Origin of the sequence: Halorubrum sp. Eb13, assembly GCF_002252895.1 — an archaeon.
Classification (GTDB): Archaea; Halobacteriota; Halobacteria; order Halobacteriales; family Haloferacaceae; genus Halorubrum.
The window spans coordinates 1-23201 of the sequence record NZ_NHPE01000086.1; the positions used below are offsets into that span (position 1 = coordinate 1).

A 23201-nucleotide genomic window follows, 5' to 3' on the forward strand; every position below is an offset into this window, starting at 1 on the left:
GCTCTCAAACAGTGATCCCCACGCCGTCATCGGATTCAACAAAGCAGTCACTACAGAACATTCACAAACTACCCTGAAAGGGAGAGCATATATCTCACGCCAAATGGTACTTATCTATACAAGATGAATCCCTATCGCAAATTTATGTTTATTGCGCTGGCTTGTCTGCTGGTTGGTGTCTCTCTTTGGACGTTGGTTCTAGCCCCGAGTGAGTTTTCACCTGCGATGGTTCTAGACCCGGGATTTTGGATAGCCGTAGTAGCCGGGTTTGCTATCCTTCTCTTTGGTTTTTGGATAGGGGAACGAACAGATACCGGTGAATAAGCGCACCTGCTGAGCGGCTGTTATACGCGATATTATATCTGAAGAATAGGATTTCAACAGAGCCTGTCCGTTCTAATTGCTCTTCTTGGAGTAGTCGCATACATTAGGTGGCGACCCCTTAGGTGACTGAGCGCAGGATCGATATGTTCGCAGCACTCATCGACCGACTGTTTCAGGCGAGAATATGTCTAAAGAATAGGGTTTCAACAAAGCCAAGCGAGATGAATCTGCTTTGACCGCGCTATTCGGTCAGTAAGTGTCGAAAGCCCCCGGCCCACTCACAACCGCTGCGTGACGTCTTCTCGGTTGATTTGGCCACTCGAATAGTGGTCGCAGTTTGATGATTGAAACGACAGTCTCGTCCATCCAGCGCTGGCCGTATGATTTACCGTCCAATTGGGCGTTATGTGCGTGATCGTAGTGTTCAAACAGTAAATATACCGGTCGTGGAGTGTAACTCGCGGTTATGAACCCCTCTAGGTTAGTCGCTCTCTGCTTCTTTTTTGTCAGTGTCTTGTTGTTAGCTCAGGTCAGTGTCGGTGGAGAGTTACGATTCACCATCGGAACTGTGTTACAGCTGGCGGGTGGTTTATTTTTGTTACTGACCAGTCTCTACGGATTGGCACGGTATGAGGAGAATCCAATCGTCAGTGAGTATAACCCGCTAACGTATCTCCTGATCTCTGGCTTGTTACTCTGGGCTGTCGGATTACTTACGCAAATAGCCACAGTTTGAACCGAACAAGTTTACGTTGCCAACAGATCGATTGATCGTGAGTCATACTTGGTTGTGGTTGAATTACAACATTTGAATTTGTTGTAAACCTCTGTCGCTGATAGTTTACCAAGGGCTTGCTGCATACACAGCGTATATGTTGCAGTGCAGCGTGTCATAAAATTAGTTAGTTATCGTAGCGACGTTTCAGGACTGGTAACTCCTAGATTTAATACCGTGTGCAGATGTCAATCAGGTATGCCTGGTAGTGGTCGTTCGGATTCACCAGCGATCAGAGCCATCGGGACTATCGTCGCGCTGATTGCCGTCATCGGTTATTTGATTTTTGACTGGTCGTTCAACGGCTCTGCGAACACTATCCCTGCGGTTATTGGCATCATCGTCGCGGTCTCGGCCATCGGATGGACGCTGTACAGCCGCGTGTATTCAGATGGAGGACCATGATAAGGGCTGGCTTGAGTAGAGATGAGATTGCAAGCATCACAGTTATCGGCATCACTGTTGCCGTGTTCGCTTGGTATCGAACTGGATTGACCGGAATACAGCGATGGACAAACGCTATTATCGTGTTACTTGTGAGTGTCTCCGTGGCAACGGCTACAACTCTTGTCATAAAAAATGGAATCCCAGGTGGCATCGTTCATGACTGGAAACATGCGTACTACTACCGGTGGTGATGCCAACTCGATACAACTGAACTTACAATAAAGCCTGTCATAGAATCGTTCTTAACAAATTTCCGCTTAGATATTTACTAAATTAACTGTTAGATAGGGCATGCGAATGGCCTGATTGCGATGGTTGCTCTCCGCCAGAGTGCCATCCACTAAATCGTGAAGCGGTCTTGTTGAAATCCTCTCCTTCAGACAGGTTCTTGCCTGAAAACCTGTTCCCCAAAGAATGTATCTCTAACGAAAGACACATTCACCCATCCACGGTGATTGTGGTATGGATACTCTGCGGGGTCTGTACCAGCGGCTTGACGATTGCGTACGTGGCCTATCCCGTGTTCCTTATGCCCTCCTCGTTGGCCTCGTCTCCGCTGTGGGTGTATTTGCTGTTAGGCTCCTACTGTCGGGTGATGGAAGTTTTGGGCCAGTAATGATGGGAATCACAATGGCTGTCGTTTACTACGCCTTTGATCCAAATGACGCGAGTTGATGCGACCTTTTCTTATACTGACCGAAGCTAGTTTAGAACGTATCACCTGCTGAGGATTTCAACAAAGCCCGTGAAGCAAAACGCATTAGTGATGCGTTTTGAACTGGCCTGTATGCCCTCCACTAGGCGACAGATGCTTGCCTCCGTTGGAGCGTCTCTCTTGGGAGTTGCCGGATGTCTGGAGTTGGGAGATCCGAACTTGGTGATCGACAACGAGTTGAATCAGCGGGTAGCCGTTAATATCGATATCACCAGAGCATCGGATATGCGGGTGGTCATGCGTACGGACCGCTCGCTCGGAGCCGAGGAAACGACGGCGCTCTCGTATCCGGTTGACGAATCTGGCGAGTATCGTATTCAGATCACGGCTCAAGAGGCGAACACCGGCGGCGAAACGACCGTCTCTGTCGATGAATCCGTTGTTATCCATGCCGCTCTCGGTCCCGACGGGGTGTCGTTCGAAACCCGATAGCGCTCAACCGACTACCATTCTGGGAGGTCGTATCTGTATCCCTTGTATTGACCACGGCCGGGTCAGAGTGTATCACCTGTTGAGGGCTTCAATAATGCCACAAAACTCGACTGTTTCGGGCGGCCCGGTCTGCATACAGGCCGTGTACGCAGCGAGTTAGCGATGGGTGGGGACCGATCTATCTTTCTTCGAGGAGAGAGTCCCGCCGTTCACGGCGGGCGTGAATCCGACAACGCCTCCACAACCTATGTTCAGCAACAATACGGATATTTAACTAACAGTGTATCGTAGCATGACGTACACCGAGGCGGTCACACCGCCCACTCAAATGCACAATATCGGGACTCCGAGGCCTAGAACGTTCGAGACACACTCTCGAACCGCTGTGGTGTCTCGGTCAAGATAACTCCGAGTCCCCTGCCGGGATAGGAGTAACGGCGGTGTGACCCCGCCATCGGCCTGTCATGCCGACAGGCCGTGAACCAGCAAATATCCCACCCCAGCGGTGTAGTGCCGTGGGAAGCCTCGCCGTCGTCGGGCGTAGCCCGACTGCCTGAGGGAACTCCGCTCCCTCTCCGTTTACGGCGAGGAGGAGGTCATCTTCCACTTGTCGCAGTCCAAGTCGCACTTGCCTCGACGGCGTTCTCGACCGTGAGTTGCGCTACTTCTGGCGGAGTATCTTCTCCGCCTGCTGGGAGGAACTGGAATCGTATAGCGTCCCCTGTTGAGCCGAACTGAGCGACAAGAGTAACGATTTCACCCTGATTAGCAGTGACGAACTCAGGACGAGCGACCGTCGTTCCGGCAGCGACCTCAATATCAAGTGAGGCGTCGTATTGATCTAATTTCGTCTCTACCGAGACTGGGACAGCGTTGTTTCCTGTGTTCTCGACGAGGAACGTTCCTCCCGGATACTCGGATTCTTGATTGCTACCCGGAAGAATCTCTGTGCACCCGGATATTGAAACGACACCGAAACATCCCCCGATTGCCTGCAGATATTGCCGTCTTTCCATATCTACGACTCCAAACCGGGCGGTAAATGTCTTCATACACAGTGGTCATCGTTCGTTGAGGTAATTCTCAGTTATTCCGTCGGCCCCTCCTCGCGGACTCGAACTACTGAGGTCGCTCTGCTGGATCGACGCTCTATATTTCGCACGTTGCTATTGACAGAAACTGAGGGGATCACGTGAACGCTACTGAATATGGGGCACGTATACGGACGAATGCTTAGTTTCGTGCCGGTCTGGTTGATACTCAAGCAACCGTATTGGATTCTCCAGCAGTGACTTGGCGGCCCCGGCGGACGACAACGCCGACCCCGAATGCGAGTATCCCAAGTAATAGGCCCAACGGAATCCACATTTTCCACGCGCCGACTCCGCCGAATGACAATGGGAGTGCGACTGGGGATGGCTGGTTGAGGTAGAGCCACCAGTAGTATGTCAGTCTAGCTATCACCGGTGCTAATATCAGGAGTACGCTGATTGCGAGCCCACTATTGTCATAGGCCCACCAACTTGCCAGCCCGAATCCGACTATCACAAAACCTGGCTCAACGATTACACCCCCAGCAAGCGGCAGGAACGGAATAATTAGAACGAGCACAGATACTCCCGCCGCTGTGAGAACTCCCTGTAACGATCGCTTCTGGTCACTTCCCAGTAGTGCGGTCCGGAGGGCAACTTCCATACGCCCAGATCAATCGTGGATGGTATATCTCTTGCTCAGGCCCAGCCTTGTTTAGACCGGTGTCGATCGGACGAAACGGCCGCTATCCGAAAACGAAATGGAACAGAGGGGCTCTCATAGACCGGTCCTGTTCATTCAACATAAACGCTAACCTACGTAATCGGTAGCGTGGCTCTGTTGAAATCCTCAGAAAGTGATATATTCTGCCCCGGTCGCGGTCAGTACAGCTGAATCATAGACCATCAGCGTCTTTCAACAACCGCAGTAGTAGACCCAGAGTCACCACCATTGCGACGACGAACGTAATTGCGATAATAATAGTCCCTATACCGACCATACCTGCTTTCGAGGATATAGCATCAAGAAGATACTGACTCGGGGCCCCTCATTTCAGAACCATTCAGTGCGCAGTCTTCAGCGACTGGCTGTTTCAAGTGAGAATGTATCTGAAGAATGGGATTTCAACAGAGCCGGTAGCGTCTAAACACGGCTGAACGGTTGTTATCGGCGTGCACTTGGTGCACGCACTCCTTAGGTCATAACGCTCTCAAAAGATACCCAGAGTGACTATAGCGTATGAAGAGTTCTATGACATGACAGGCTTCACGTTCGATAGCTTGCACGCCATGCCGGTCAGGTTCCGAAGATTTCAACAGATCTACCAACCAGAATGCCCTATATTTAAATGTTAGCTATGCACAATATTTTAGATATGGAGACACCACAGCAATACGGCGTTGCTGGTCTCGGCCTCTCTGGGAGTCAGTATACCGTCGAACAGACGGGACAGGACAAGAATCTTCAACCCGAATATGAAGGCAAAGATATCACCGGCGACACGATATTTCGCTGTACCTACAGTATGTATGAGGGGAAGGACACGTTTCCGTTCGTCGACGCCGACGGAAACGAGATGTTCACTGTAGAGGCCAGTGGCACCTGGGATATTGCTGGTGACTACGCACTTACCGATGGCCATACTGGAGAACCTCTCGTCATTCTGGACAACGATTTTTCGCTGTTCCAAGACACATGGCGAATCCGCGACGCGGAGGATGGGTCGCTCCTCGCAGAGATTACTTCACGTGGGGGGCTCATCACGATGGGTCGAAAACTCCTGCCGGTAGGACAGTTTATCGGGCATAAATTCGAGGTGACAGACCCGGACGGTAGTTCCGTTGGTTCCATTGAGAGCGACTTCGCAATTCGTGATCAATACGATATTTCGATCAGCGATAGCAGCTCGGTCCCCATAGATCCGATCGTGGCTGGGACAGTCGTTATAGACGCGATCCAGGGAAATTGAGCCATCACGGGGTATGTCAGAGCAAGTGGCCTATCGAATCGAAGTCGTGTGTTGCGTTGCCTCCATCGAAACAGTAGCTCCAGACGCTCAAGATGATTAAATATGGATTTGATACTACGTGCGGTCTAATACGCGACGGCGGTAATTCGTGGATACGATGGTCATACGCTCCGCATTCAAAGATGGATTCACCGCCCTCCGCGCGAATCCGATCCTGTTCGTTGCCGGTCTCCTCGTTGGGGGTGGAAGCCAACTGCAATACGTCGGTCAGCTGACCGACTCACCAGTTCTGTCAGCAGGCGTCTCACTGTCGTGGCTGGTTGTGTTTCCGTTCGTTCTCGGTGGGTTTATCGGAACTGCTCAGGCGGCAATCGAAGGGACAGACCCCTCACTCACCCGATTTTTCACTGCAGCGCGGACGCACTATTTCGCACTTCTCTTTGCAACGGTGGTGTTCCTGCTTCTCGTCCTCGGAACCGCTATCGGACTCGGATTGATCGGATTCGCCCTCGGCATTGTGCCGATAGCGCTCGCCGCGATTAACCGGACAGCCGGTCTCGTCGCAGGTATCGGGTCTATGATCATCTGGCTGGTGTCGATTCTCGCTGTCATTATGTTCGTACAGTTTTACGACACTGCGATCGTCCTTGAAGATCAAAGCGTTACTGATGCGTTCCGGAGAAGTATTGCGCTCGTCCGCTCGAACATCAAAAGCGTCGCCGGATTCTCGCTGGTGTGGCTGGTCTTGGTGAACGCCTTCTTACTCCCCGAATACCTGCTTCGGGTAACGCTAACAGACGCTAAACCGGTTGAGGTATTACCTATCGACCTCGGGATACCGATAGCAGTTCTGCTCCCGATCGGGATTACACTTTCCGCAGTCGGCTTCGCGTACTTCTATACGGTGTACACGGCCTACTACCTGCGACTGAGCGCTGTCTCACCTGCCGTTCCGGAAGCAACGAAAACACCTATCAACGACTACGCATGATGTTCTCGAACAGCTATCGATCGGATCAGGTCCCCGCAACCGCTATTTACAGAAGGTAACCATGGCACGACTCCTTCCGACACAAACCGACGCTGCCGTTGAGCGAAGCGATGCCCCGACGGTACTGAGCCTCGACGACGACGCAACACGAGACGTGATCGAAGCGTTATCGTCCGAAACCGCCTACGAGATCTTTCGACTGCTCAACGAGACACCGGCGACCCCAGCGCGGATCGCTGAGCAGCTCGACCAGAGCGTACAGAACGTCCACTACCACTTGGAGAATCTCGAAGCAGCAGGGGTAATCGAAGTCACGGACACCTGCTATTCGGAGAAAGGCCGTGAGATGAGCGTCTTCGTCGTTTCCGAGGATCCGACGCTGCTCTTCCTCGGCACTAAAGACGATCGACCAAGTCTCAAACGCGCGTTCAAATCGTTCGCATCGCTACTCGGACCCCCGTCGATCCTACTTGCGGTCGGCGAATCGGTCTCACACCTCTTCACCGGTGAATGAGCGATCGTAACGACCGATCGATTCAAAATGCTTCTGTTGTCGACGACTCGACCGTCCGTGACGTGGCACCGACGATCAGAACGCAAGGTGATACCGACGGCTGCGGCTGCCTCAACTGCCGAAACATCGAGACAATCACCACGCATCGCACCGTCTTCGATACGTTAGTCTGGTCAGTTCGCCTGTTTCGGTCCTATCCATCTATCCTCGGCTTCTCGGCCGTAATCATTCTCGCTAATCGACTCCTCGAAACGGAGAGTATCAATATACTTCCAGTACCTGCGATCGACATCATCGAGTTCGTCACAGCGTTCGCGTTCGTTTTTTTGATCCGAGCGTACGTTGCGACAATCGTTGCCGGAGAACTGACCAGTGATCGTGTGACGGCGCGTAAAGGACTCTCTCACACCGTTGCCCGAATCCCCGCGTTCGGTATCACCATTTTACTCGTCATCTTACTGGTAATGAGCACAGTCGCTGCCTCAGCCCCGCTCTTCGGGCTTCTCCTCGTGTTTCCCGGCAACCCTATCGAAATCGTCGGATTTCCTGCCGTTGCAGGGGTCGGCGCTCTCGTCGCCGTGGGTCCGCCTCTCCTGTTGTTATTCAAGTTCTGGTTCGCGTTGGAAGCGTGTGTCGTCGGTCATTACGGTCCCGTCGACTCACTCCGAATCAGTTGGCGCATTACAACGAACTACCGAGCGAAAATCCTCCTCCTCGTCCTGATCGCTCTCGGAAGCGGCGTCACTTTCTACCTGCCTTCGTACGTCTTGCAGATCGGATCGGATCTCGGCCTGCTCTCCTCCCTCGTGAATCTGATCGCAGCGAGTATCGGCGAACTACTCTCCGTCGTCTGGGCGAGTGCTTACGCACACATCTACGTTCAGCAGGTTATTACGGAGTAGCTGCGAATAAGACTAAAAACTCAGTATGATTTTCAGCCGTGCTTATACTATCATGGGGCGTAAGACGGAGTATGGCCCTCCAACTAGGTCGTGCGGTCAGCGATGGCATCAGACGGGTATTTACTCGAACCGGCGGGATCCTCTTCGTCGGGCTACTTGCCATCCAACTGCTCACTCAAACCGCAGTCAACAGCGCCGTGCTCGGCTTTCTTCCCTCTGAAGCAATGACGGAATTCGCTGGAAGCGGCGGGCTGGCACTGCCCGTCTCCGGAAGCGTCGGACTTGCACTGTTCGGCGTGACGAGCGTCCTCGGTGCGGTGTATTTCGTCGTGCTCTCACGCGCTTTCGCCCGGCCGCTCCGTGAACTCTCGACGTTCCCCGCGGGATACGCCAACCGACTCGGACGCGCCACGTTCTCGGCGGTCATCGGCGGAACGGTCGTGAGCATCTCGGTAGGTATCGGCACCGTACTGTTGTTCCTCCCCGGGATATTCCTCGCGGCGTCGTTCATGTTCTTCATATTCGCTATCAGCGTCGAGGATCGCGGCATCTATGCAAGTCTCAAGCGGAGCTGGGGACTCGCTCGTGGATCGCGGCTCAAACTCTCCCTCCTCGTGATCCTGTCTGCCGTGTTCGGTGGGATCGTCGGCGGCGTTGCGCCGGTGTTGGACCTCGCAGGTCTTCCCCTCGTCGCCGACCTCGCTACGGTTGTTCTTACTACGGTCTTCTTCCTCCCCTTCTACGCCATTGTCGCGTCGGCGTACCTGCAAGTACGTGACGATCCCGGTGGTGGCGGTAGTTCCGAAACGATCGACCCGGTTGAGACGTCGCAAATGGCCGAATTATGAACTTCGTCTGTTAAATCGGATTTTTACTTTTCACCGGGTTATTGATCTCAGCGGTGGAACGGTTGATGTATGCCCTCCGCGACACGGCGCAATGTACTCGCACTGCTCGGCGGCGGAGTCGTCATCGGCTCGGCCGGCGGCGCGGTTGCGTACACTCAACCTGATCAGACACCGTTCGTGATTGTGAACAATCAGCTGCGTAGTGCGCAGGTGGTTACGGTGCAGATTCGCACTACCGACACGGGCGAGATACTCATGGACGATACACGGACGATCCCCGCAGGCGACGAACAGGGATACACGGATCTCGTCGCCGACAAACCCCTCTTAGTCACCGTACGAACCGATAACGGATTAGAGAAAACGTATAGTTGGAGCTCACCGGCCGGCAACAATGGGTTAGGGGTCGGGATCACCGCGGACGGGATCGGATTTGAGGTCGCCACCCTGTCATAACCCCCGTTTACACTGGCTTCGCGCTGTGTATCTCGCACAGCTATTGGAACACCTGCTTAAATAAGCAGAAGCTCCGGTGGCCAATATGCAATCCTGCAGCTCTGTTGACCGGGACTGGAACGGTATGTATCAGCCGATGAGGATCTCAACAGAGGCGCTCAACGTACAGGTTCCTATTGTCAGTAGCATCAGCTAGGTCGCTGAACTTGTGCGACTCGTAGTAATCCTCTATAGCCTGTAGCCACTACGACGCACGGAGGATACTTGCGATCGGCGTCTCAGTTCAAACAGCGGAAGGTAACCGAACCCTCTGGTAGTCACTCAAAACAACAGGAAAAGAGTGAATCAAGTCGGCATAGTGATAATGACGCATCTGAGTCGGACAAAGAGTCGGTAGATTCACAGGAAAAATCGACTCGGATGAAATACGCCGAGAGGTACGGCAATTCGTGGCCAGAAGACCGAAAACGCCGCTTCCTCAGAGAACATGAAGTTTCTTCAGAAGAGATGGGTTGGAAACTGAAAGAGTGGCTCTGTTGAAATACTTAAGAACTGATAGGATTGGCGTGGGAGATACAGAGGATGTAGTCAGCACAAGAGCTTCGAGATCTTCTCTAAATGAATCCTGAATCAGCTGATAGAATGTGACTGCTTACTGATACATCCGTTCGAAAACAGACTGCGTAACGATTATAACGACGACGACAATCGTAAACCTCGACAACAGTCCAAAATCCGTCAATGCCCGTAGGGAGACAAGAACAACGAGGGCAACCACAGCAGAGGCGGCTAGTTTCTGGTTCTCGCGGGAGACCATATCGTACATCAACAGAATTGAATAAAATACCTACCGAAAAGTGGTTCCTCTGTACTGACCGATTCATACCCTGTATTGACCGTTCAGAGTGATCGGTCTATATTATGAATGAGACAGGCGATGGTGAGTTCCCAGAACTGTTTCCACCAGCGTCGTGACCGGACAAACGCACCAAACTTCCGATTAAGCGTAGAGTTGACTGTCTCGGATTGACTCCGCTGGCCGTAGAGATCAGTGTCTAAGCGTGCGTTCCATGCTCGATGAAGTGACGTGAATTCACGATGTTTGATCAGTGGGCGAACCTCGTGTTGACGGCAAAGTCGTCTGATATTCTGGTCGTCGTAGCCTTTATGACCGAGCAGAATACCGACACTCTCGGGATTACGCTTGATCGACGACGGGGCAATCTGGCTATCGTGTTTCCGAGTCGTCGTCACGTGGAGATCGAGAATTGCGTTCACCTTCGCATCAACCAACAGCGTCACTTTGAGCTGCTGAATCGTGAGTTCAGCTCGTTTCGTATAATGTTTCGAGGCGTGACTGCGGTCACACCCTGACGCATCAATCCCGACGATTCCGTTTGTCGGGAGCAGTGTCGCTGAGAGAGTCAATAAGACTCGCCATACGACCATATCAAGTCGATTAAACGCCTTACAGAGCGTTGATGACGTAGGAAGTTCGGCTAATCCAAGAGTCCGGCGGATGCGTGGCATCTCGATCAGTTCGTCAAGCAGGTCACGGTAGGTCGTACTCTTCCGAACTTTGAGACACAACAGAACAACGTGTTGGAGAAGTGTGTAGCGGTGTTTAGAGAATTTCGAGGAGTATCGAGAGACCGCTCGACGCGCCAGATGGATCGCCTTCTCAGTAAAACGGAGAATCTGCGACTTCGGGAGGGGCTTCATCTCGTCGAATCACACGGCGAACATGTAACTCTCTGAGTATTTCAACAGAGCCACAGAACCCTAATTCATTAAATCCGCGTGAACATCGCATACAGGAGAACACCGATCAAAATCGCGAAAAACGGAGCCAGTAACAACAAAATCACAACCGCCTCCACTCCACTCACCTGCGAAGACACAAGAAGCATCGTCGGTACTCCGAGAAAAGCTAGTGTTAACACGAGCGCAGCACCCACAACTGCGGGGTCTTTGTCAGGTCGTCCCTCGTGCCTGACTGGCAAATCAAGCGTTTCAATCGCTTGATCAAGGTTAGGGACGGGGCCAAATTGGACCGTGTTTCTCGGTGTCGCATCGACGTTGGAGATCGTTAGCGTTCCCGTATCGAACAGTCGGTCAGGAATTGCATTCGCAATTTCAAATCGGGTTCGTGAGTGAACGGGGACCACCCATTGTGGTGCCTCAAGAACTGTATCATACGCAACCAGTGAATTACCGCGTCGCTGGTATTCGATGGTACCGTATCGGAGGTAGTAGCTGCCGACCCGGACCGCAATAATACAGAGAAGTATACAGAGACCGATACTGCCCCAGAAGATGTTCCCGGTGAAGATCGCGGCGATAATTCCGAAGATCAGAACCGCTACGCCACGATTAAAAACGGTTAGCAGTATCGCGCTGGTACTTCCGAGAAGTACCGCTTTCGGGCTGACCGTCACACGTGCCCGGATATCCCCGTCAGCGGGGTCAGATTCCGGCTGCGGACGACGGAGTTCATCGTCGTCACCAAACCGATCAAGAAGTGCTCGCAAGCCTGATGCGATCGGTCCAGTAGATTCCCCCGATACCGAAAGGATGGTTTTCACGAGCACAAATCCACTGAGCACAGCGACACCTGCCGCCTGACTCGCTGTCAGTCCGACCATCCCGAGTAGCATCATCGCCATCGTGAGCTGGGTTGGTCGCTGAAGAATCTCGCGGGCAGACACCGTCTCGTACTCCCCGGTCTCGAGATAGCCGACACGAAACTCGATTACCTGCGCAATCAACAGCGCACCGATGCTCACACCGACCGGCCATGAAATTGTTATTCCGGTTTCGACCGTAATCCATGACAGGAGCGTGATTGGGACGATAGTAGATATCCAAAGGCCGAGGATAGATAGCGCAAACGGCACGTTTCGTGGATACACCGGTGGAAGCGTCGGGAGTAAATGCCATCCACCTCGTTTGTGTCGTAACTCATGGAGCGGCTCCCGCTGTCCAACGAGATCAGGCGAACCTTGCTTCGCGAACAGCGATTTTAACGCACCGAGAAGGACCGTACTAAAAGCCTCAATCCAGTAGAGCGCCAGGAGGGTCCAGATATTCCAGCCGCTGATGAGTACGCCGGCTAGGGGAATCATATTTGCTGCGATAATTGCGAAGTCGGAGGTCGTTCGGTGCGGTACTGTGGAGGGCGCACTCCGCATATTATGGCGAATACAGGTCTGAGAAATTCAACCTGTGGGAATACACTCGCAAATTCAGATATATAAGTTAATATATCATTTCTTGCTGATAAGTGTCGTGGACAATCGCCGCCACGATAATAATAGGACAATCACCCAGAACAGGGTCCAGATGTTCACAAGCAGCGGCGAGCCGAGTAGCCCCTCACTAGTCAAGACTCCAGATGCGAGCAGTGGGTTTGCGATTCGCAGTACGACAACGAGGAATAGAACAAACGGAAGGAGAAGCATCCCAGTAAAAATGATCCACCGCCGTTTCTGTGACAGTACACTGGCGGCTCGGTATAGTGGGGGACCAATAAGTAGCAGAACGATGCTGAGGCCGACGGCGAGGCGCACTGCTGGATCAGCGGTCGGGAAGGCTCCACGCAGGATGACCATTTCGTCACCTCCGGACTGCGCCACAGTATACAGCCGACCGAAGGGCATTGTCGCGAAAACAAGACAAAATCCTACAGACCGTTTGACCGGTGACTCTGTCGGATTCAATAACCGATACCCGATCCACATCAACCCGTAGCTCCAAAGAAGTCCCGCGAGTGGTGCCAAAACAATCTCCGGCGTTTTCGAACAAGCAAGCTGCCAACTGTTGAAATTTCGTGGTCCCCACGCGCCACAAATGAGACGACCGACTCCCGTGTGCGCGATCTCATGGACTTCGTTGTGTACAAAGAGTAACGCCACGAAGGCGATCGCCCAGCGGCTATCTCCATTGAAGGATAGTGGTTGCTCAGAGTTCATGGATGGTAGCCGATCCTCAGCACTGTACCTCCGTTAGTGACTGTCTGTCTACACTGAGAGCATGTGATCTTCGGGTGACAGCGGCAGAGTAGTTAATTTGATTAGAACCACAGCAACCTACACCGATTATCAAGTAACAAACGGTTCTGCGAAGAGACGGTGGCTGATAATGTTCCAGTATCATGTGTTTCTATACGATAATCGGGTTAATAATGGCTAATAGGGTGTTTCAAGTGCGGAAACGTAGAATTTGATAGTATATATCTGACCCGGTGAGAAGCAGGATGAGCGGACTTTGACATCCTCCCCGCCCTGAAGGGCGAGGATTCCCTCGTGGGGCATCGGGCCGTTCCCAAGCCCCCGAGGGCAACTTCCTCCCACGAAGGGAGTACCGGGTTCGTGCGCTCCACGTCAGGGCGGTGAGCGCGTGGTGACGCTGACTCGTTGCGAGTCGCCCTGCTTGTGGCGTTCCCTGCGCCCAGTCCCAAACGGACTGTGCGAACGCGAGGACTCACGCCCCTCGTTTCGAGGAGCGTGACACGGGTCGTACCATCGACCGTACTCCGCCACACAGCTTCGTGGCGAAGTGCAACCGCGAACGGGGCGTGTTTTGATTAAGCCGTCACCCCCTCCCGTACACGAGCATTACTGCCCGTCCCAGCGGGGTTACGGGTTCTGTGAGGACGGCGAACGAGTCTCAACCACGCACTCCCCACCTCGTTGTGAACCGAAGTGGTGGGCGTGGAACCGTCCGTGTCGGCGGGAAGCGACCCCGAGTCTTCCGATTGATACTTTACGCGATTGGCTTGCTACTATGTTCGATGCCGGGCTAGTTGATGATGTCGGTTGTGTAGGGTTTGTCGGATTCATTCCCGCGCTAAAGCACGGGGCTTTCTCCTTGATTTCCGTAAACCTGAAAGTCCCACCGCTCGGGATTCTTCTGTGTTTACATTTGATGGCGTGACGACTATAATCCGCTGGGCCGGATTCAGATGCCCTCAGTTGAAGGGATTGCGTGGATTGGCTTCATACCGATCGGGTACGAGATGGCGGTGCGAGCGGTGACCCCGGTATTGCCAATGCTCGGGTTGAGCTACACCACGCACGGTGGCACTGCGACGTGGCGGGTATTCTTCGACCACCCGGAGATCATTGTCCCGGGCTTGGTGATCATGTTCGCAGCTATGACACCCATGGAAGAGATCCTATACAGAGGGGTAGTCCACGATGCGCTGGAACCGGCGATCGGATCGCCCTGTCGGGTGCTTATCGGCGGTCTCCTTTTCCGTGGAATACATCTGTTCGGCTCTGTTGAAATCCTCAGTAAGTGATATATATTGATCCGGTCGTGGTCAATACAGGGGCTCATACACCAGATTAGACGAAATATTTGGCTCTGTTGAGATGCTTATAAAGTGACAAATTTTTTTTATTCGGCGTAGTCGTACAGCATGTATATTCAGCGGAGTACCTTTGACAACGGTGGGCGTCACGAGAGACGGACTAGTCGGTGTCGTAGAATGTAGCCAATTTGGATGAACGGACTCATCTCGTGTGGCGAAATTTTATGTTTCATCGTTCTTGACCGCAATTTGTGACCGAACAGCCCTCCAATACTGAGATAGATATCGGACTTATTGCCCAGACGATCTTCGTTCTCGCAGTGGTTATCGGCATCCCTTCGGCGTTTGCGCTCGATGGACAACTCCGCTCTCTCACCTTCGTAATCCTAGCCGTCCTGCTGCTCGTAGGCTTTCTCGTCGTCGGTTACCGCCACGCACGCCGACAGAAGTCTCTTCACCAGCACATCGCTTTTTTGATAGTTTGGTTCGGTGGTTTCGCTCTAGCGGACCGGCTCGCCCGCATAGCAAGCAGCCGGCTCCCAGAGCCAATTCTATACCTCTTGGCGATAGGCGTCACGCTCGGTGCACTGTGGGCCGGTTCACGGCTTGCTTACGATGGTGCACTGACTCGGGCAGTGTTTGGGTCAGACTGAGACTTCAGTAGGAGACTAAACTGGTAAGTCGAGGTTCGGATACTCCCAATACAAGCGTTCTATGTCGCATTCACAGACACGTTCTGTCGGTTAGTTCGGGATCTAGATGGTGAAATATCGTAGCCCCCGGCTGACTGTATCCTCTCTATTCGGCACGCGATACTTGTCAGTTTCAGAGGATTTCAACAGGGCCATCTGTTCTTTTCGGGTGGGATTGTGTCAATACTCCTCACGAGCATTTTAGCTATCCTTGCGGCTGGTGCCTACGAGCGGACAAAAAATTTGACTGTGCCAATCACGGCGCACGCAGGCTATTGGCTCATGTTCACCACTATTTAGCTGGAGTTGGGGGCGAAGTCATCCTTTTTAATTAACAAGCCGGGAGCAAAGCAGGCGAACAACTCATTATCACTTGATCACGATGCTTGGTCGACTCCGAAACCACCGACAGTGTTTGCTGCCCAGCCACCAATCCGACCAAAAATAAGGCCGAACACCGGCGAGAGACACAGAATCATCACGACGGCGATAAGGAAGAACACGATCGTGTTGAGTGACCACGCTACAGCCGTGGCTTCTGTAAGGATAAATCCAGATACCGCAACCACACCACCTAGAAAGCCAGCACGGAGCCCAGCAGCACTCGGCCCTACCGAGCGCTTAGCTGCGATGGCGCCCGCGACCATTGGCCCAACTATTATTGCCCCGCCACCAGCAGTCGCTTCAGAGTTCGGAAGCCAATTTATTACAGCAGTTGCGGGTAGTGCAGCTATTGTTCCGAGAATCACAACGCGCCAGGTTTGAGAAATTCGACGGCCTTGGGTGTTCGAGGGCATACCCTGTATTCTACAACTATACATATAATCCACTTCTTGGGTTGCTGACTCTGAAACAACGACAGAACAACACCGGTGTCAGTGACCAGTATCTAAGTTGTAAACTGCGGTTTAACCGGACAACACGTATAACTAGCCGACGGGAAAACACCGATAGAACGAGGAGGTCCCTACGTGAATGAAGTTGGAACATCGTCTCGCAGAAGCACCGATGGGAGTTATCACCGTCCGAGATGGGGTGGTGTGCGCGTGGAATGATCGGGCGGCCGATATCCTTACAACTGACACACCTGACGGTGAGCCAATTGCTGGGGTGTTTCCCCAGTCGGTCGAAGGGTCGCTCACAAAGGCGTTCGAAGGGACATCGATATCTGATGTAGCATTCGAAGAGTACTATCCAGAAGTCGACCGCTGGCTGTCAGTGTCAGTTGTTCCTGACGACGATGCGGCAACTGTCTACGTTACCGACATCACTGAAAAACGCACCAACAAGCAAACGATCGAACGGCTTCGTTCGGAGTCCGAGCGGGCCGAAATGGTCGATACTCTGATCGCCGACGTGCTTGAGGGGTTGGTCGGAGCTACGTCTCAGGGCGCGATCATGGAGACTATCCGGGACCAACTGGGGACATCGGACCAGTACCGGTTCGTATGGACCGGTGAGTACGCCGTCGACGGCGACGAACTCGTTATGAGCGGCGTTGCGGGTGAGCAGGGAGAACTGTTCCCGGCGGTCCGCGAGGCAGTGAAAAGTGGACAGGCTACCCCGGAACGGCGAGCGGTCGAACAGCAGCGCCCCAAACTGGTACAATCGTTAAGCGAGAATCCATCAGTCCCGGACGCGGTTCGTGCCGCTGGATTCGCGGACGGAGTCCAGTCGGTGTTCGCGCTCCCGTTAGTGTACGGCTCCAGCGTGTACGGCGTTGTCGGTGTCTATGCGGGAACCGAAACCGCATTCAGCGATCACGTACAGGCCAGCTTTGAGACACTCGGTGAACTAGCAGGGTACGCGATCAACGCGACACAGAATCGGAAGCTATTGTTTTCCGACACCCTCACGGAGGTTACGTTCGGGCTCACAGAGAACTCCCCGCTGGTACGTGTGAGCGACACCTGCGAGGCGGAACTCACGCTTGAGGGGACCGTAATGCCGAGTGAGACTGGTCTCACGTGTTTCCTATCAGTATCGGGTTCCGATCCGGACACCGTCGTTGAGACCGCCGAAGCGCTACCGAGTGCGCAGGATGGTCGTGTGATTCGCCAATCGGACGCTGAGCGCGGCCGGATCCAGGTGACGCTGGGTGAGGAAGTTCCGCTCGTTGCGGCAATCAACCGTGGTGCGACGATACAGACGGCGGTGTTTAACGGCGATGACAGTCAGCTGATCGTCGAACTGTCTCCCGACACGAACGTGCGTCGGGTGGCAAACGTGCTCGACGATGACGGACCGGCACCCGTTCTCGCACGACAGGACAAAACCCGCTCGCCGACGACCACGCGGGAATTTCGAAACGATCTGAACGACCGGCTTACTGACCGACAGGCGACCGTCTTGCGGACGGCCTATCTCGCGGACTACTTCACCTCCCCGCGTGGAAGTACGGCCGAGGAGGTTGCGACATCGCTCGGAATCACCGGATCGACGCTGCTCCACCACCTTCGGGCGAGCCAGCGAAAGCTGCTGGACGCGTTCTACGACGAACACGACGACAGTAGCGGATAGCGGTCGGGATTCGCCGGGTCGCGGCCAATCGACATGCGGCCGCTTGCTCTCACACGAAGGGGAGTCTGGATAGTTAGATATCCTCGCTGCGGAGACTCTGAATACTGAGCATATTCCACCAAGCGTGTTCCGTTACATCGTAGCCACATGGCAGTGCGACACAAGTCGCGCGGCGACCGGACTGAGGAACCGACAGACGAGCTATCGACCGAAGAGCTGCTCGACCTCTTCGGCGACGAGTACACCCGGCGAGTGTTCGAGGCAGTCTCCGAGCAGCCTCGCGGCGGACGCGCCGTCGCGCAGGCGGCCGATGTCTCGCGGCCGACGGCTTACCGGCGTCTCAATGAGCTTCAGGACGCCGGACTGGTCACGAGCGAGTGTTACGTCGCACCTGACGGCCACCACCGAGAGCAGTTCAGCGCCTCCGCGCAACATCTCTCCGTGTCGCTCGATGGTGGTGACATCGACGCGACGATCAGTCTGAGCTGCTAAGTCGAAAAGCGATTTACGCCGAACAGATGAGCACACGCTTGCGACCAGTCAGTCGTATCGGGTCCGAGGTATCGGTCAGCGGGGCGGTGGTGCGAGTGGTCGTAGCAGCGGTGATGTTCGTCGCGACATTTGCCGCTGTAGGGCTGGTACTCGCTCAACTCTCAACTCCGGACGTGTTGACTAACCTTCCGAATCAACTTCCAATGCTTTGTGGGGTAGCAGCGGTGTTACGTCATATCCTACGCGCTCGAAACTACCCCCGCCGCGTACGGGCTCTCTCTGGGTCGGCAGTGGCTCAATGATTTCGCCGGCGGTGCCGTAATCGGCGCGCTGTTTCAGGCTGTTTCGACGGCCGCGATTCTCGCTACCGGGAGCGGGAGGATCGTTAGTTCGTGGTCAATGGGGGTTTTCAGCGACCCTGTGACCGTCGGACTCGCGATCGGAGCGACGGCCGCTGCGTTCGTTATTGTCGGGTTGTGGGAGGACTTCATCTTTCGAGGCGTACTGATCCGTGAGCTCGTTGTCGGGCTTACGTCTCGCCAGGTCTCGAGGCCGGCTGCCACGGGGAGCGCGGTCGTCGTATCGGCTCTCGTGTTCGGAGCGATTCATTTGAACGCTGGCGCGGCGGGACTCTCCGCGTCGGTTGCTGTGGTACAGGCGGTGGTCGGAGGGCTGTATTTCGGTCTCGCGTACGTGCTCACCGACAGTCTCGCGCTTCCGGTCGGCATCCACTTCTCGACCAATCTCTGGACGTCGGTCGTATTCGGGCAACCGGAGAGCGGGTATCCGGCGGCGTTCCGACTCACCCGACCGTTCGATCTCGGTGCCGATCTCATCGTCGTCTTACTGCTCCCGACGGCCGTACTCATCGTGGCGATTATGTTGTGGGTTCGAGTCACGCGGGGTGAAGTTCCAGAAGCGTCACTCCGGCCAGTCGGGGAACGTTGATATCGGGGTCGAGGTGACAGATCGCATGACGGATGCGAAGCCGCACTTCGATCGCACCCCCGTTCACTTCGCACGGCACTCATCGCTGTGGCGACCTCAGTTCTCACGACGGGACTCGTCATCGCCGGTGAAGACGGAGTAGGATTTCCGATGTTTGTTCTCACGCTCTGTATCTGTGCGTATGCTTTCATCTCGCCGCTATTCGGCAGACTGTAAGCAGGTGACGCTCTTCAGGGCGCAGACAACAACGCGCTACCAGTCCGAGTGAGCCTAGAGAGATACGTCGAGATTGCGGGTTAGACGGGTCCACACTCAGTTCGGAAACTCAATGACAGCAGCCGTGCCACCGAGGTGACTTGGTTTGAACTCCAACGTCCCTCCGACGGTCTGGATTGCCCAGTTCGCGCCCCACAATCCGAAGCTACTCCCGTGAGCAAGATCCTCCTCGGTACCGGACTCAATGACGTCGAGTTCAGTTTGTGGGATACCAGGACCGTCGTCTGCGATAACTACTTGTACGCCGCTCTCGTCCCGTGAGCCGGTGATTTCGACGCGTGGCGGCGTTCCGTCGCTGTGTTCAATTGCGTTCTCGACGAGTTGTTCAATCGCGTACCGGCACAGACTAGGGTCGGCATCAAGGGTCACAGTAGGAAGGGTGACGCTCGTTTCAGCCTCACCAGTGGAGTCGGTCACGTCGGCAACGACATCATTGACTATCTCCTGAAGCGGCGCCTCTGTTTGCTCCGGTTCGGAGCGTTGCATCAGCGTCTCGAGCCGGCGAGCCTCGGTACTGAGTTGGTGAAGTTGGTCAGCACTTCGGACGATCGGCGTGTTCTGCGTCTCCTCGGCGTGGGCTTTGATAACATCAAGTCGGTTGCGGAGATTGTGTCGAAGGACTCGGTTGAGTACTTGAAGCCGTTGCTGTCGGATTTCCCTGTCAGTCACGTCGAACAATGTGATAGTGAGACCGAGGAGCTCATCGCGATCGTTTCGAAGCTCAGTGATGCGAGGATCAAATTGGCGCTGTCCGTTCGTGGTTTGACATCGAATTGTCTCGCGTTCCGTGAGTAATTCTACGCCAAAGTCAGTCACCTCGCTGATCTGTACACCCGCGCCGATAGTGCCAAAGTGATCTTCAGCCGCCGGATTGACGCGAGCAACACGCCCGTCGCGATCAACGACGAATACCGCCTCATCCATTCTGTTTACTACCGCACGTTCTCCGAGCGTGCCGGTTCCAGGACGATCTGAGAGAATGGAATATCGGGACATACCGAACCAGATCACGACAGCTACCAATCCCAACCCCGTTCTAGCTAAGATGTCATTGAGCCACGGAGTAGACGGGCGAGTGGTTTGGAAGACCAGCAACGGGATAGCGACTGGCGCAACGGCCAGCAGCCCGTCTCGCCAGGTGAACCGATCGTGACGGCGCGACGTTGACAGCACTAACCACATCGCGGCAAAGGCGATCGCTAAAAGCGATAAGAGGAGGACAGACGAGGTGACACTCAGTAGTTGCCGCTGCCCCATAGCGAGGTTGAGCGGGTTATACAGTGCGATAGATTCGAGCCCGACGATCAAAATGCTGAGTCCGGCCGCAACAGTAATGCGACGACGCGTTACCAGCGTTCCCCGGCCCACGTATCGAAGCGCGAATACCGTCCACGGGAGGACGATAGCAGGAAATAGCAGACCCATAGTGCGGTCTGCTGCGGAGTCGACCAGCTGGACGCCAATCGTTTCGAACACGAGGACGCCAGCGTAGACGAATCCAGAAGCACCGAATAGCAGAGACATGACACCAAACGGAACGGCCAAGTCGGCATATGCGCTAGCTGCCGGCCCTCGCCGTTGGAGTGCCACAGACCCGGCGATGATACAGGCAAGCCCGGCGAGTACGGGGACCAGCAAGCGACCCGCCAGTTCGACAGTGAAACTGACCACGGATAGTGTACTATTATACTTCGATCAACCTGTTAATGATGGTATTTTCGAGTGGTGCGTTGATTTACACAGAAGTGTTTGCCGAGATCCCAGTTGCCTCACAGTCCCCTATCATTGCCGGCTTCTGACTCGATGAGCACCCACAGTATGATCGTTGTTAAGAAGGATAGCACGACGCCACTGGTCGGAGAGAGGATCACCGCACCCAAAACGAGCGAGGTGATCATCCAAAGTACAATTCCCGCTCCCCGATGTCGCATGACGGTAGATTGGTAAGTAACCCGTTATGCCCGTCGGAGAGTGTCTGTCCCAGAAACAGGCCAATTCAACTAATCTGTTCGGAGTGATTCCAACCCAGAAACACGCCGACATCAATATATCAGCACATACTGATGATCTGGTATGTCGCAATCAGCGAATGTATTCCGCAGTCCGGTCGTTCGTTGGGGCATGCCCGCTGTGACGGCCACTATTATCGCAGCTATCGCGTTCCTCGTCGTCGAAGATCAGATACTTAGATTAGCGATGTTGGGGGTTGCCGTCGCTGACTTCCTTGTCACGCCACAGATATTGAAACGCGCCGCTCGGAGCGCGTAGCCGGTTCACAAATGAGATAGAGTTATCTGGTTATAGGAGCTAACATAAAAAGAGTGTTTCTGGCTCAGAAATAAGAAATAATATTAAACAGGTTGCCGGGCCAAAGTGATGATAGGTGTTGTATCGGGTGGTGGTCCAACCAGTTACCATGCGCACTCGCACGGAGAAACGGGCGCGGTAACAATGCCAAATAGAGATGTGAGCAACCGATGAGTGATGATCGTCACACGGCGATTCCGTTGCGTGAGTTTCCGGACCCCGCGCTCGCATACACCGTCGACGGTGACGATGCTCGCGTGACCGCCACGAACGACGCCTTCGAGCAGCAGTTCGAACAGGAGCTGGTGGGCGGACGCGTGTCGACGATATTCGACCGGTTCAACAGCTACAATACGACCGGTGACCGGGAGCCAGTCTCACATCTCGTCCGCGGCGATCGGATCGGCATCCGTCTGGACGGATACGGCAACCGAGGCCCGTTCTTCGCTCGCGTAATCCCGTCGGACGACGACACCGGGTATCTAGTGTTTACCGACCTTCGTGAGTGTCCCGACGAAGGTTACTCACCGGGCGTTGACCAAGTGAGCAGCGTCATCAGCCATGACCTCCGGAACCCGCTCGATGTCGCGAAGGCCCATCTCCGTGCAGCACAGGAGACCGGTGACCCCGAGCACTTCGAGTCGGTCGCTGACGCACACGATCGGATGGAACGGATCATCCGTGATGTCCTGACGCTGACGCGCGACGATGCTGTTGTTCAGCCCACAGAGGAGGTCGCAATCGAGACCGCTGCGAGAGACGCGTGGGAGTCGATCGATACCGAACAGGTCGAACTGACGGTTTCGGAGTCGCTACCGACGGTCACCGCGGATCCCGATCGCCTCCAGCGGTTATTTGAAAACCTGTTTCGGAATAGCGTTGAACACGGTGTCGCGACCGACGAAACGGGGAACGATCAGCCGACAAAGGCACCAACAAAAGGTCGTTCAAACGGCCGAGACGGGCAGACGAGCGAGAGCACGACCGTGGCCGTTCACCCATTCGAGGGTGGATTTTATATCGCGGACGATGGGCCCGGTATCCCGTCGACGGAGCGTGAAATCGTCTTCACCCCCGGATATTCCACACGGAGTGGTGGGACCGGTCTTGGCCTAGCGATCGTCGACCGAATCGTCGAAGCACACGGCTGGGATCTGACGCTCACAGCAGCGGATGACGGCGGTGCGCGGTTTGAAATCAGCCATTAGTCAGGGTGTCGGGGGAGGCGACAGAGACCTCTTTGATCA

At 54.4% G+C, this 23201-nt stretch carries 21 protein-coding genes; 14 read left to right on the forward strand and 7 right to left on the reverse strand.

Annotated features, from left to right (window positions below):
* The first annotated feature begins 1297 nt into the window (after window positions 1–1297).
* The gene (locus tag DJ75_RS18175; protein WP_094558235.1) at window positions 1298–1504 is read left to right on the forward strand and encodes a hypothetical protein; all 207 of its coding nucleotides are present in this window, start codon (window positions 1298–1300) and stop codon (window positions 1502–1504) included.
* An 829-nt stretch (window positions 1505–2333) separates the two neighbouring features.
* Window positions 2334–2693 (forward strand): hypothetical protein, encoded by a 360-nt coding sequence (locus DJ75_RS18180; RefSeq protein WP_141212001.1) that lies wholly within the window; start codon window positions 2334–2336, stop codon window positions 2691–2693.
* Between the two features lie 596 nt (window positions 2694–3289).
* Here the strand turns inward: DJ75_RS18180 and DJ75_RS18185 are convergent.
* Window positions 3290–3745, reverse strand: a complete 456-nt coding sequence (locus DJ75_RS18185) for a hypothetical protein (RefSeq protein WP_141212002.1) — start codon at window positions 3743–3745, stop codon at window positions 3290–3292.
* Window positions 3746–3953: 208 nt separating this feature from the next.
* A complete protein-coding gene (locus DJ75_RS18190; RefSeq protein ID WP_141212003.1) occupies window positions 3954–4388 on the reverse strand; it encodes a hypothetical protein in 435 nt (144 codons plus the stop codon).
* A gap of 712 nt (window positions 4389–5100) precedes the next feature.
* Between DJ75_RS18190 and DJ75_RS09760 the strand changes: the two genes are divergently transcribed.
* The 6 genes from DJ75_RS09760 (at window position 5101) to DJ75_RS09785 (ending at window position 9405) form a co-directional block, all read left to right on the forward strand.
* Complete coding sequence (locus tag DJ75_RS09760) at window positions 5101–5694, forward strand: hypothetical protein (protein WP_094524302.1); 594 nt, start codon at window positions 5101–5103, stop codon at window positions 5692–5694.
* 157 nt (window positions 5695–5851) lie between these two features.
* Window positions 5852–6685: a hypothetical protein gene (locus DJ75_RS09765; protein ID WP_094524303.1), complete on the forward strand. Its 834-nt coding sequence runs from the start codon at window positions 5852–5854 to the stop codon at window positions 6683–6685.
* A 61-nt stretch (window positions 6686–6746) separates the two neighbouring features.
* Complete coding sequence (locus DJ75_RS09770; protein ID WP_094524304.1) at window positions 6747–7199, forward strand: helix-turn-helix domain-containing protein; 453 nt, start codon at window positions 6747–6749, stop codon at window positions 7197–7199.
* Window positions 7196–8101, forward strand: coding sequence for a hypothetical protein (locus DJ75_RS09775; protein ID WP_094524305.1), 906 nt, complete (start codon window positions 7196–7198; stop codon window positions 8099–8101). Before DJ75_RS09770 ends, DJ75_RS09775 begins: the two co-directional genes overlap by 4 nt.
* Before the next feature lie 71 nt (window positions 8102–8172).
* Window positions 8173–8949 carry a hypothetical protein gene (locus DJ75_RS09780; protein WP_094524306.1) on the forward strand — a complete coding sequence of 259 codons (777 nt, stop codon included), beginning with the start codon at window positions 8173–8175 and terminating at the stop codon, window positions 8947–8949.
* A 69-nt stretch (window positions 8950–9018) separates the two neighbouring features.
* Window positions 9019–9405 carry a hypothetical protein gene (locus DJ75_RS09785; protein WP_094524307.1) on the forward strand — a complete coding sequence of 129 codons (387 nt, stop codon included), beginning with the start codon at window positions 9019–9021 and terminating at the stop codon, window positions 9403–9405.
* Window positions 9406–10057: 652 nt separating this feature from the next.
* Here the strand turns inward: DJ75_RS09785 and DJ75_RS18640 are convergent.
* From DJ75_RS18640 to DJ75_RS19080, 3 genes are all read right to left on the reverse strand, one after another.
* Entirely contained in the window at window positions 10058–10222 is a 165-nt protein-coding gene (locus DJ75_RS18640) for a hypothetical protein (RefSeq protein WP_170938240.1), read from the reverse strand.
* 83 nt (window positions 10223–10305) lie between these two features.
* On the reverse strand, window positions 10306–11127 hold the full coding sequence (locus DJ75_RS09790) for an IS5 family transposase (RefSeq protein ID WP_094524308.1): 822 nt from the start codon (window positions 11125–11127) through the stop codon (window positions 10306–10308).
* A gap of 68 nt (window positions 11128–11195) precedes the next feature.
* Window positions 11196–12596: a DUF6498-containing protein gene (locus DJ75_RS19080; protein ID WP_254921667.1), complete on the reverse strand. Its 1401-nt coding sequence runs from the start codon at window positions 12594–12596 to the stop codon at window positions 11196–11198.
* A gap of 1772 nt (window positions 12597–14368) precedes the next feature.
* On the opposite strand from DJ75_RS19080, the gene DJ75_RS09800 reads away from it, so the two are divergent.
* Together DJ75_RS09800 and DJ75_RS09805 are read left to right on the forward strand one after the other, a co-directional pair.
* A complete protein-coding gene (locus DJ75_RS09800) occupies window positions 14369–14707 on the forward strand; it encodes a type II CAAX prenyl endopeptidase Rce1 family protein (RefSeq protein WP_141212004.1) in 339 nt (112 codons plus the stop codon).
* A 263-nt stretch (window positions 14708–14970) separates the two neighbouring features.
* Complete coding sequence (locus DJ75_RS09805; RefSeq protein WP_094524309.1) at window positions 14971–15372, forward strand: hypothetical protein; 402 nt, start codon at window positions 14971–14973, stop codon at window positions 15370–15372.
* A gap of 416 nt (window positions 15373–15788) precedes the next feature.
* On the opposite strand, the gene DJ75_RS09815 is transcribed toward DJ75_RS09805, so the two are convergent.
* Entirely contained in the window at window positions 15789–16208 is a 420-nt protein-coding gene (locus tag DJ75_RS09815) for a DUF5518 domain-containing protein (protein WP_094524310.1), read from the reverse strand.
* Between the two features lie 211 nt (window positions 16209–16419).
* Here DJ75_RS09815 and DJ75_RS09820 point away from each other — a divergent pair, with 211 nt between their 5' ends.
* The 3 genes from DJ75_RS09820 (at window position 16420) to DJ75_RS09830 (ending at window position 19371) form a co-directional block, all read left to right on the forward strand.
* Window positions 16420–17931: a bacterio-opsin activator domain-containing protein gene (locus DJ75_RS09820; protein WP_249269070.1), complete on the forward strand. Its 1512-nt coding sequence runs from the start codon at window positions 16420–16422 to the stop codon at window positions 17929–17931.
* Window positions 17932–18078: 147 nt separating this feature from the next.
* A complete protein-coding gene (locus tag DJ75_RS09825; protein ID WP_094524312.1) occupies window positions 18079–18423 on the forward strand; it encodes a winged helix-turn-helix domain-containing protein in 345 nt (114 codons plus the stop codon).
* A gap of 420 nt (window positions 18424–18843) precedes the next feature.
* Entirely contained in the window at window positions 18844–19371 is a 528-nt protein-coding gene (locus tag DJ75_RS09830; protein WP_217900383.1) for a CPBP family intramembrane glutamic endopeptidase, read from the forward strand.
* Between the two features lie 312 nt (window positions 19372–19683).
* On the opposite strand, the gene DJ75_RS09835 is transcribed toward DJ75_RS09830, so the two are convergent.
* The gene (locus DJ75_RS09835) at window positions 19684–21171 is read right to left on the reverse strand and encodes a sensor histidine kinase (RefSeq protein ID WP_094524314.1); all 1488 of its coding nucleotides are present in this window, start codon (window positions 21169–21171) and stop codon (window positions 19684–19686) included.
* A gap of 953 nt (window positions 21172–22124) precedes the next feature.
* Here DJ75_RS09835 and DJ75_RS09845 point away from each other — a divergent pair.
* Window positions 22125–23162 carry a HAMP domain-containing sensor histidine kinase gene (locus tag DJ75_RS09845; RefSeq protein WP_094524316.1) on the forward strand — a complete coding sequence of 346 codons (1038 nt, stop codon included), beginning with the start codon at window positions 22125–22127 and terminating at the stop codon, window positions 23160–23162.
* Window positions 23163–23201: the final 39 nt, after the last annotated feature.

Excerpts from the sequence above, each read along its gene's own strand:
- DJ75_RS09790 (WP_094524308.1), bottom strand. The coding sequence starts at position 11,127 with ATGAAGCCCCTCCCGAAGTCGCAGATTCTCCGTTTTACTGAGAAGGCG.
- DJ75_RS09845 (WP_094524316.1), top strand. The coding sequence starts at position 22,125 with ATGAGTGATGATCGTCACACGGCGATTCCGTTGCGTGAGTTTCCGGAC.
- DJ75_RS18175 (WP_094558235.1), top strand. The coding sequence starts at position 1,298 with ATGCCTGGTAGTGGTCGTTCGGATTCACCAGCGATCAGAGCCATCGGG.
- DJ75_RS18640 (WP_170938240.1), bottom strand. The coding sequence starts at position 10,222 with ATGGTCTCCCGCGAGAACCAGAAACTAGCCGCCTCTGCTGTGGTTGCC.
- DJ75_RS09780 (WP_094524306.1), top strand. The coding sequence starts at position 8,173 with ATGGCCCTCCAACTAGGTCGTGCGGTCAGCGATGGCATCAGACGGGTA.
- DJ75_RS09820 (WP_249269070.1), top strand. The coding sequence starts at position 16,420 with ATGGGAGTTATCACCGTCCGAGATGGGGTGGTGTGCGCGTGGAATGAT.
- DJ75_RS09835 (WP_094524314.1), bottom strand. The coding sequence starts at position 21,171 with ATGTCTCTGCTATTCGGTGCTTCTGGATTCGTCTACGCTGGCGTCCTC.
- DJ75_RS09775 (WP_094524305.1), top strand. The coding sequence starts at position 7,196 with ATGAGCGATCGTAACGACCGATCGATTCAAAATGCTTCTGTTGTCGAC.
- DJ75_RS18180 (WP_141212001.1), top strand. The coding sequence starts at position 2,334 with ATGCCCTCCACTAGGCGACAGATGCTTGCCTCCGTTGGAGCGTCTCTC.
- DJ75_RS09765 (WP_094524303.1), top strand. The coding sequence starts at position 5,852 with ATGGTCATACGCTCCGCATTCAAAGATGGATTCACCGCCCTCCGCGCG.
- DJ75_RS19080 (WP_254921667.1), bottom strand. The coding sequence starts at position 12,596 with ATGCGGAGTGCGCCCTCCACAGTACCGCACCGAACGACCTCCGACTTC.
- DJ75_RS09770 (WP_094524304.1), top strand. The coding sequence starts at position 6,747 with ATGGCACGACTCCTTCCGACACAAACCGACGCTGCCGTTGAGCGAAGC.
- DJ75_RS09785 (WP_094524307.1), top strand. The coding sequence starts at position 9,019 with ATGCCCTCCGCGACACGGCGCAATGTACTCGCACTGCTCGGCGGCGGA.
- DJ75_RS18185 (WP_141212002.1), bottom strand. The coding sequence starts at position 3,745 with ATGAAGACATTTACCGCCCGGTTTGGAGTCGTAGATATGGAAAGACGG.
- DJ75_RS09800 (WP_141212004.1), top strand. The coding sequence starts at position 14,369 with ATGCCCTCAGTTGAAGGGATTGCGTGGATTGGCTTCATACCGATCGGG.
- DJ75_RS18190 (WP_141212003.1), bottom strand. The coding sequence starts at position 4,388 with ATGGAAGTTGCCCTCCGGACCGCACTACTGGGAAGTGACCAGAAGCGA.
- DJ75_RS09760 (WP_094524302.1), top strand. The coding sequence starts at position 5,101 with ATGGAGACACCACAGCAATACGGCGTTGCTGGTCTCGGCCTCTCTGGG.
- DJ75_RS09825 (WP_094524312.1), top strand. The coding sequence starts at position 18,079 with ATGGCAGTGCGACACAAGTCGCGCGGCGACCGGACTGAGGAACCGACA.
- DJ75_RS09815 (WP_094524310.1), bottom strand. The coding sequence starts at position 16,208 with ATGCCCTCGAACACCCAAGGCCGTCGAATTTCTCAAACCTGGCGCGTT.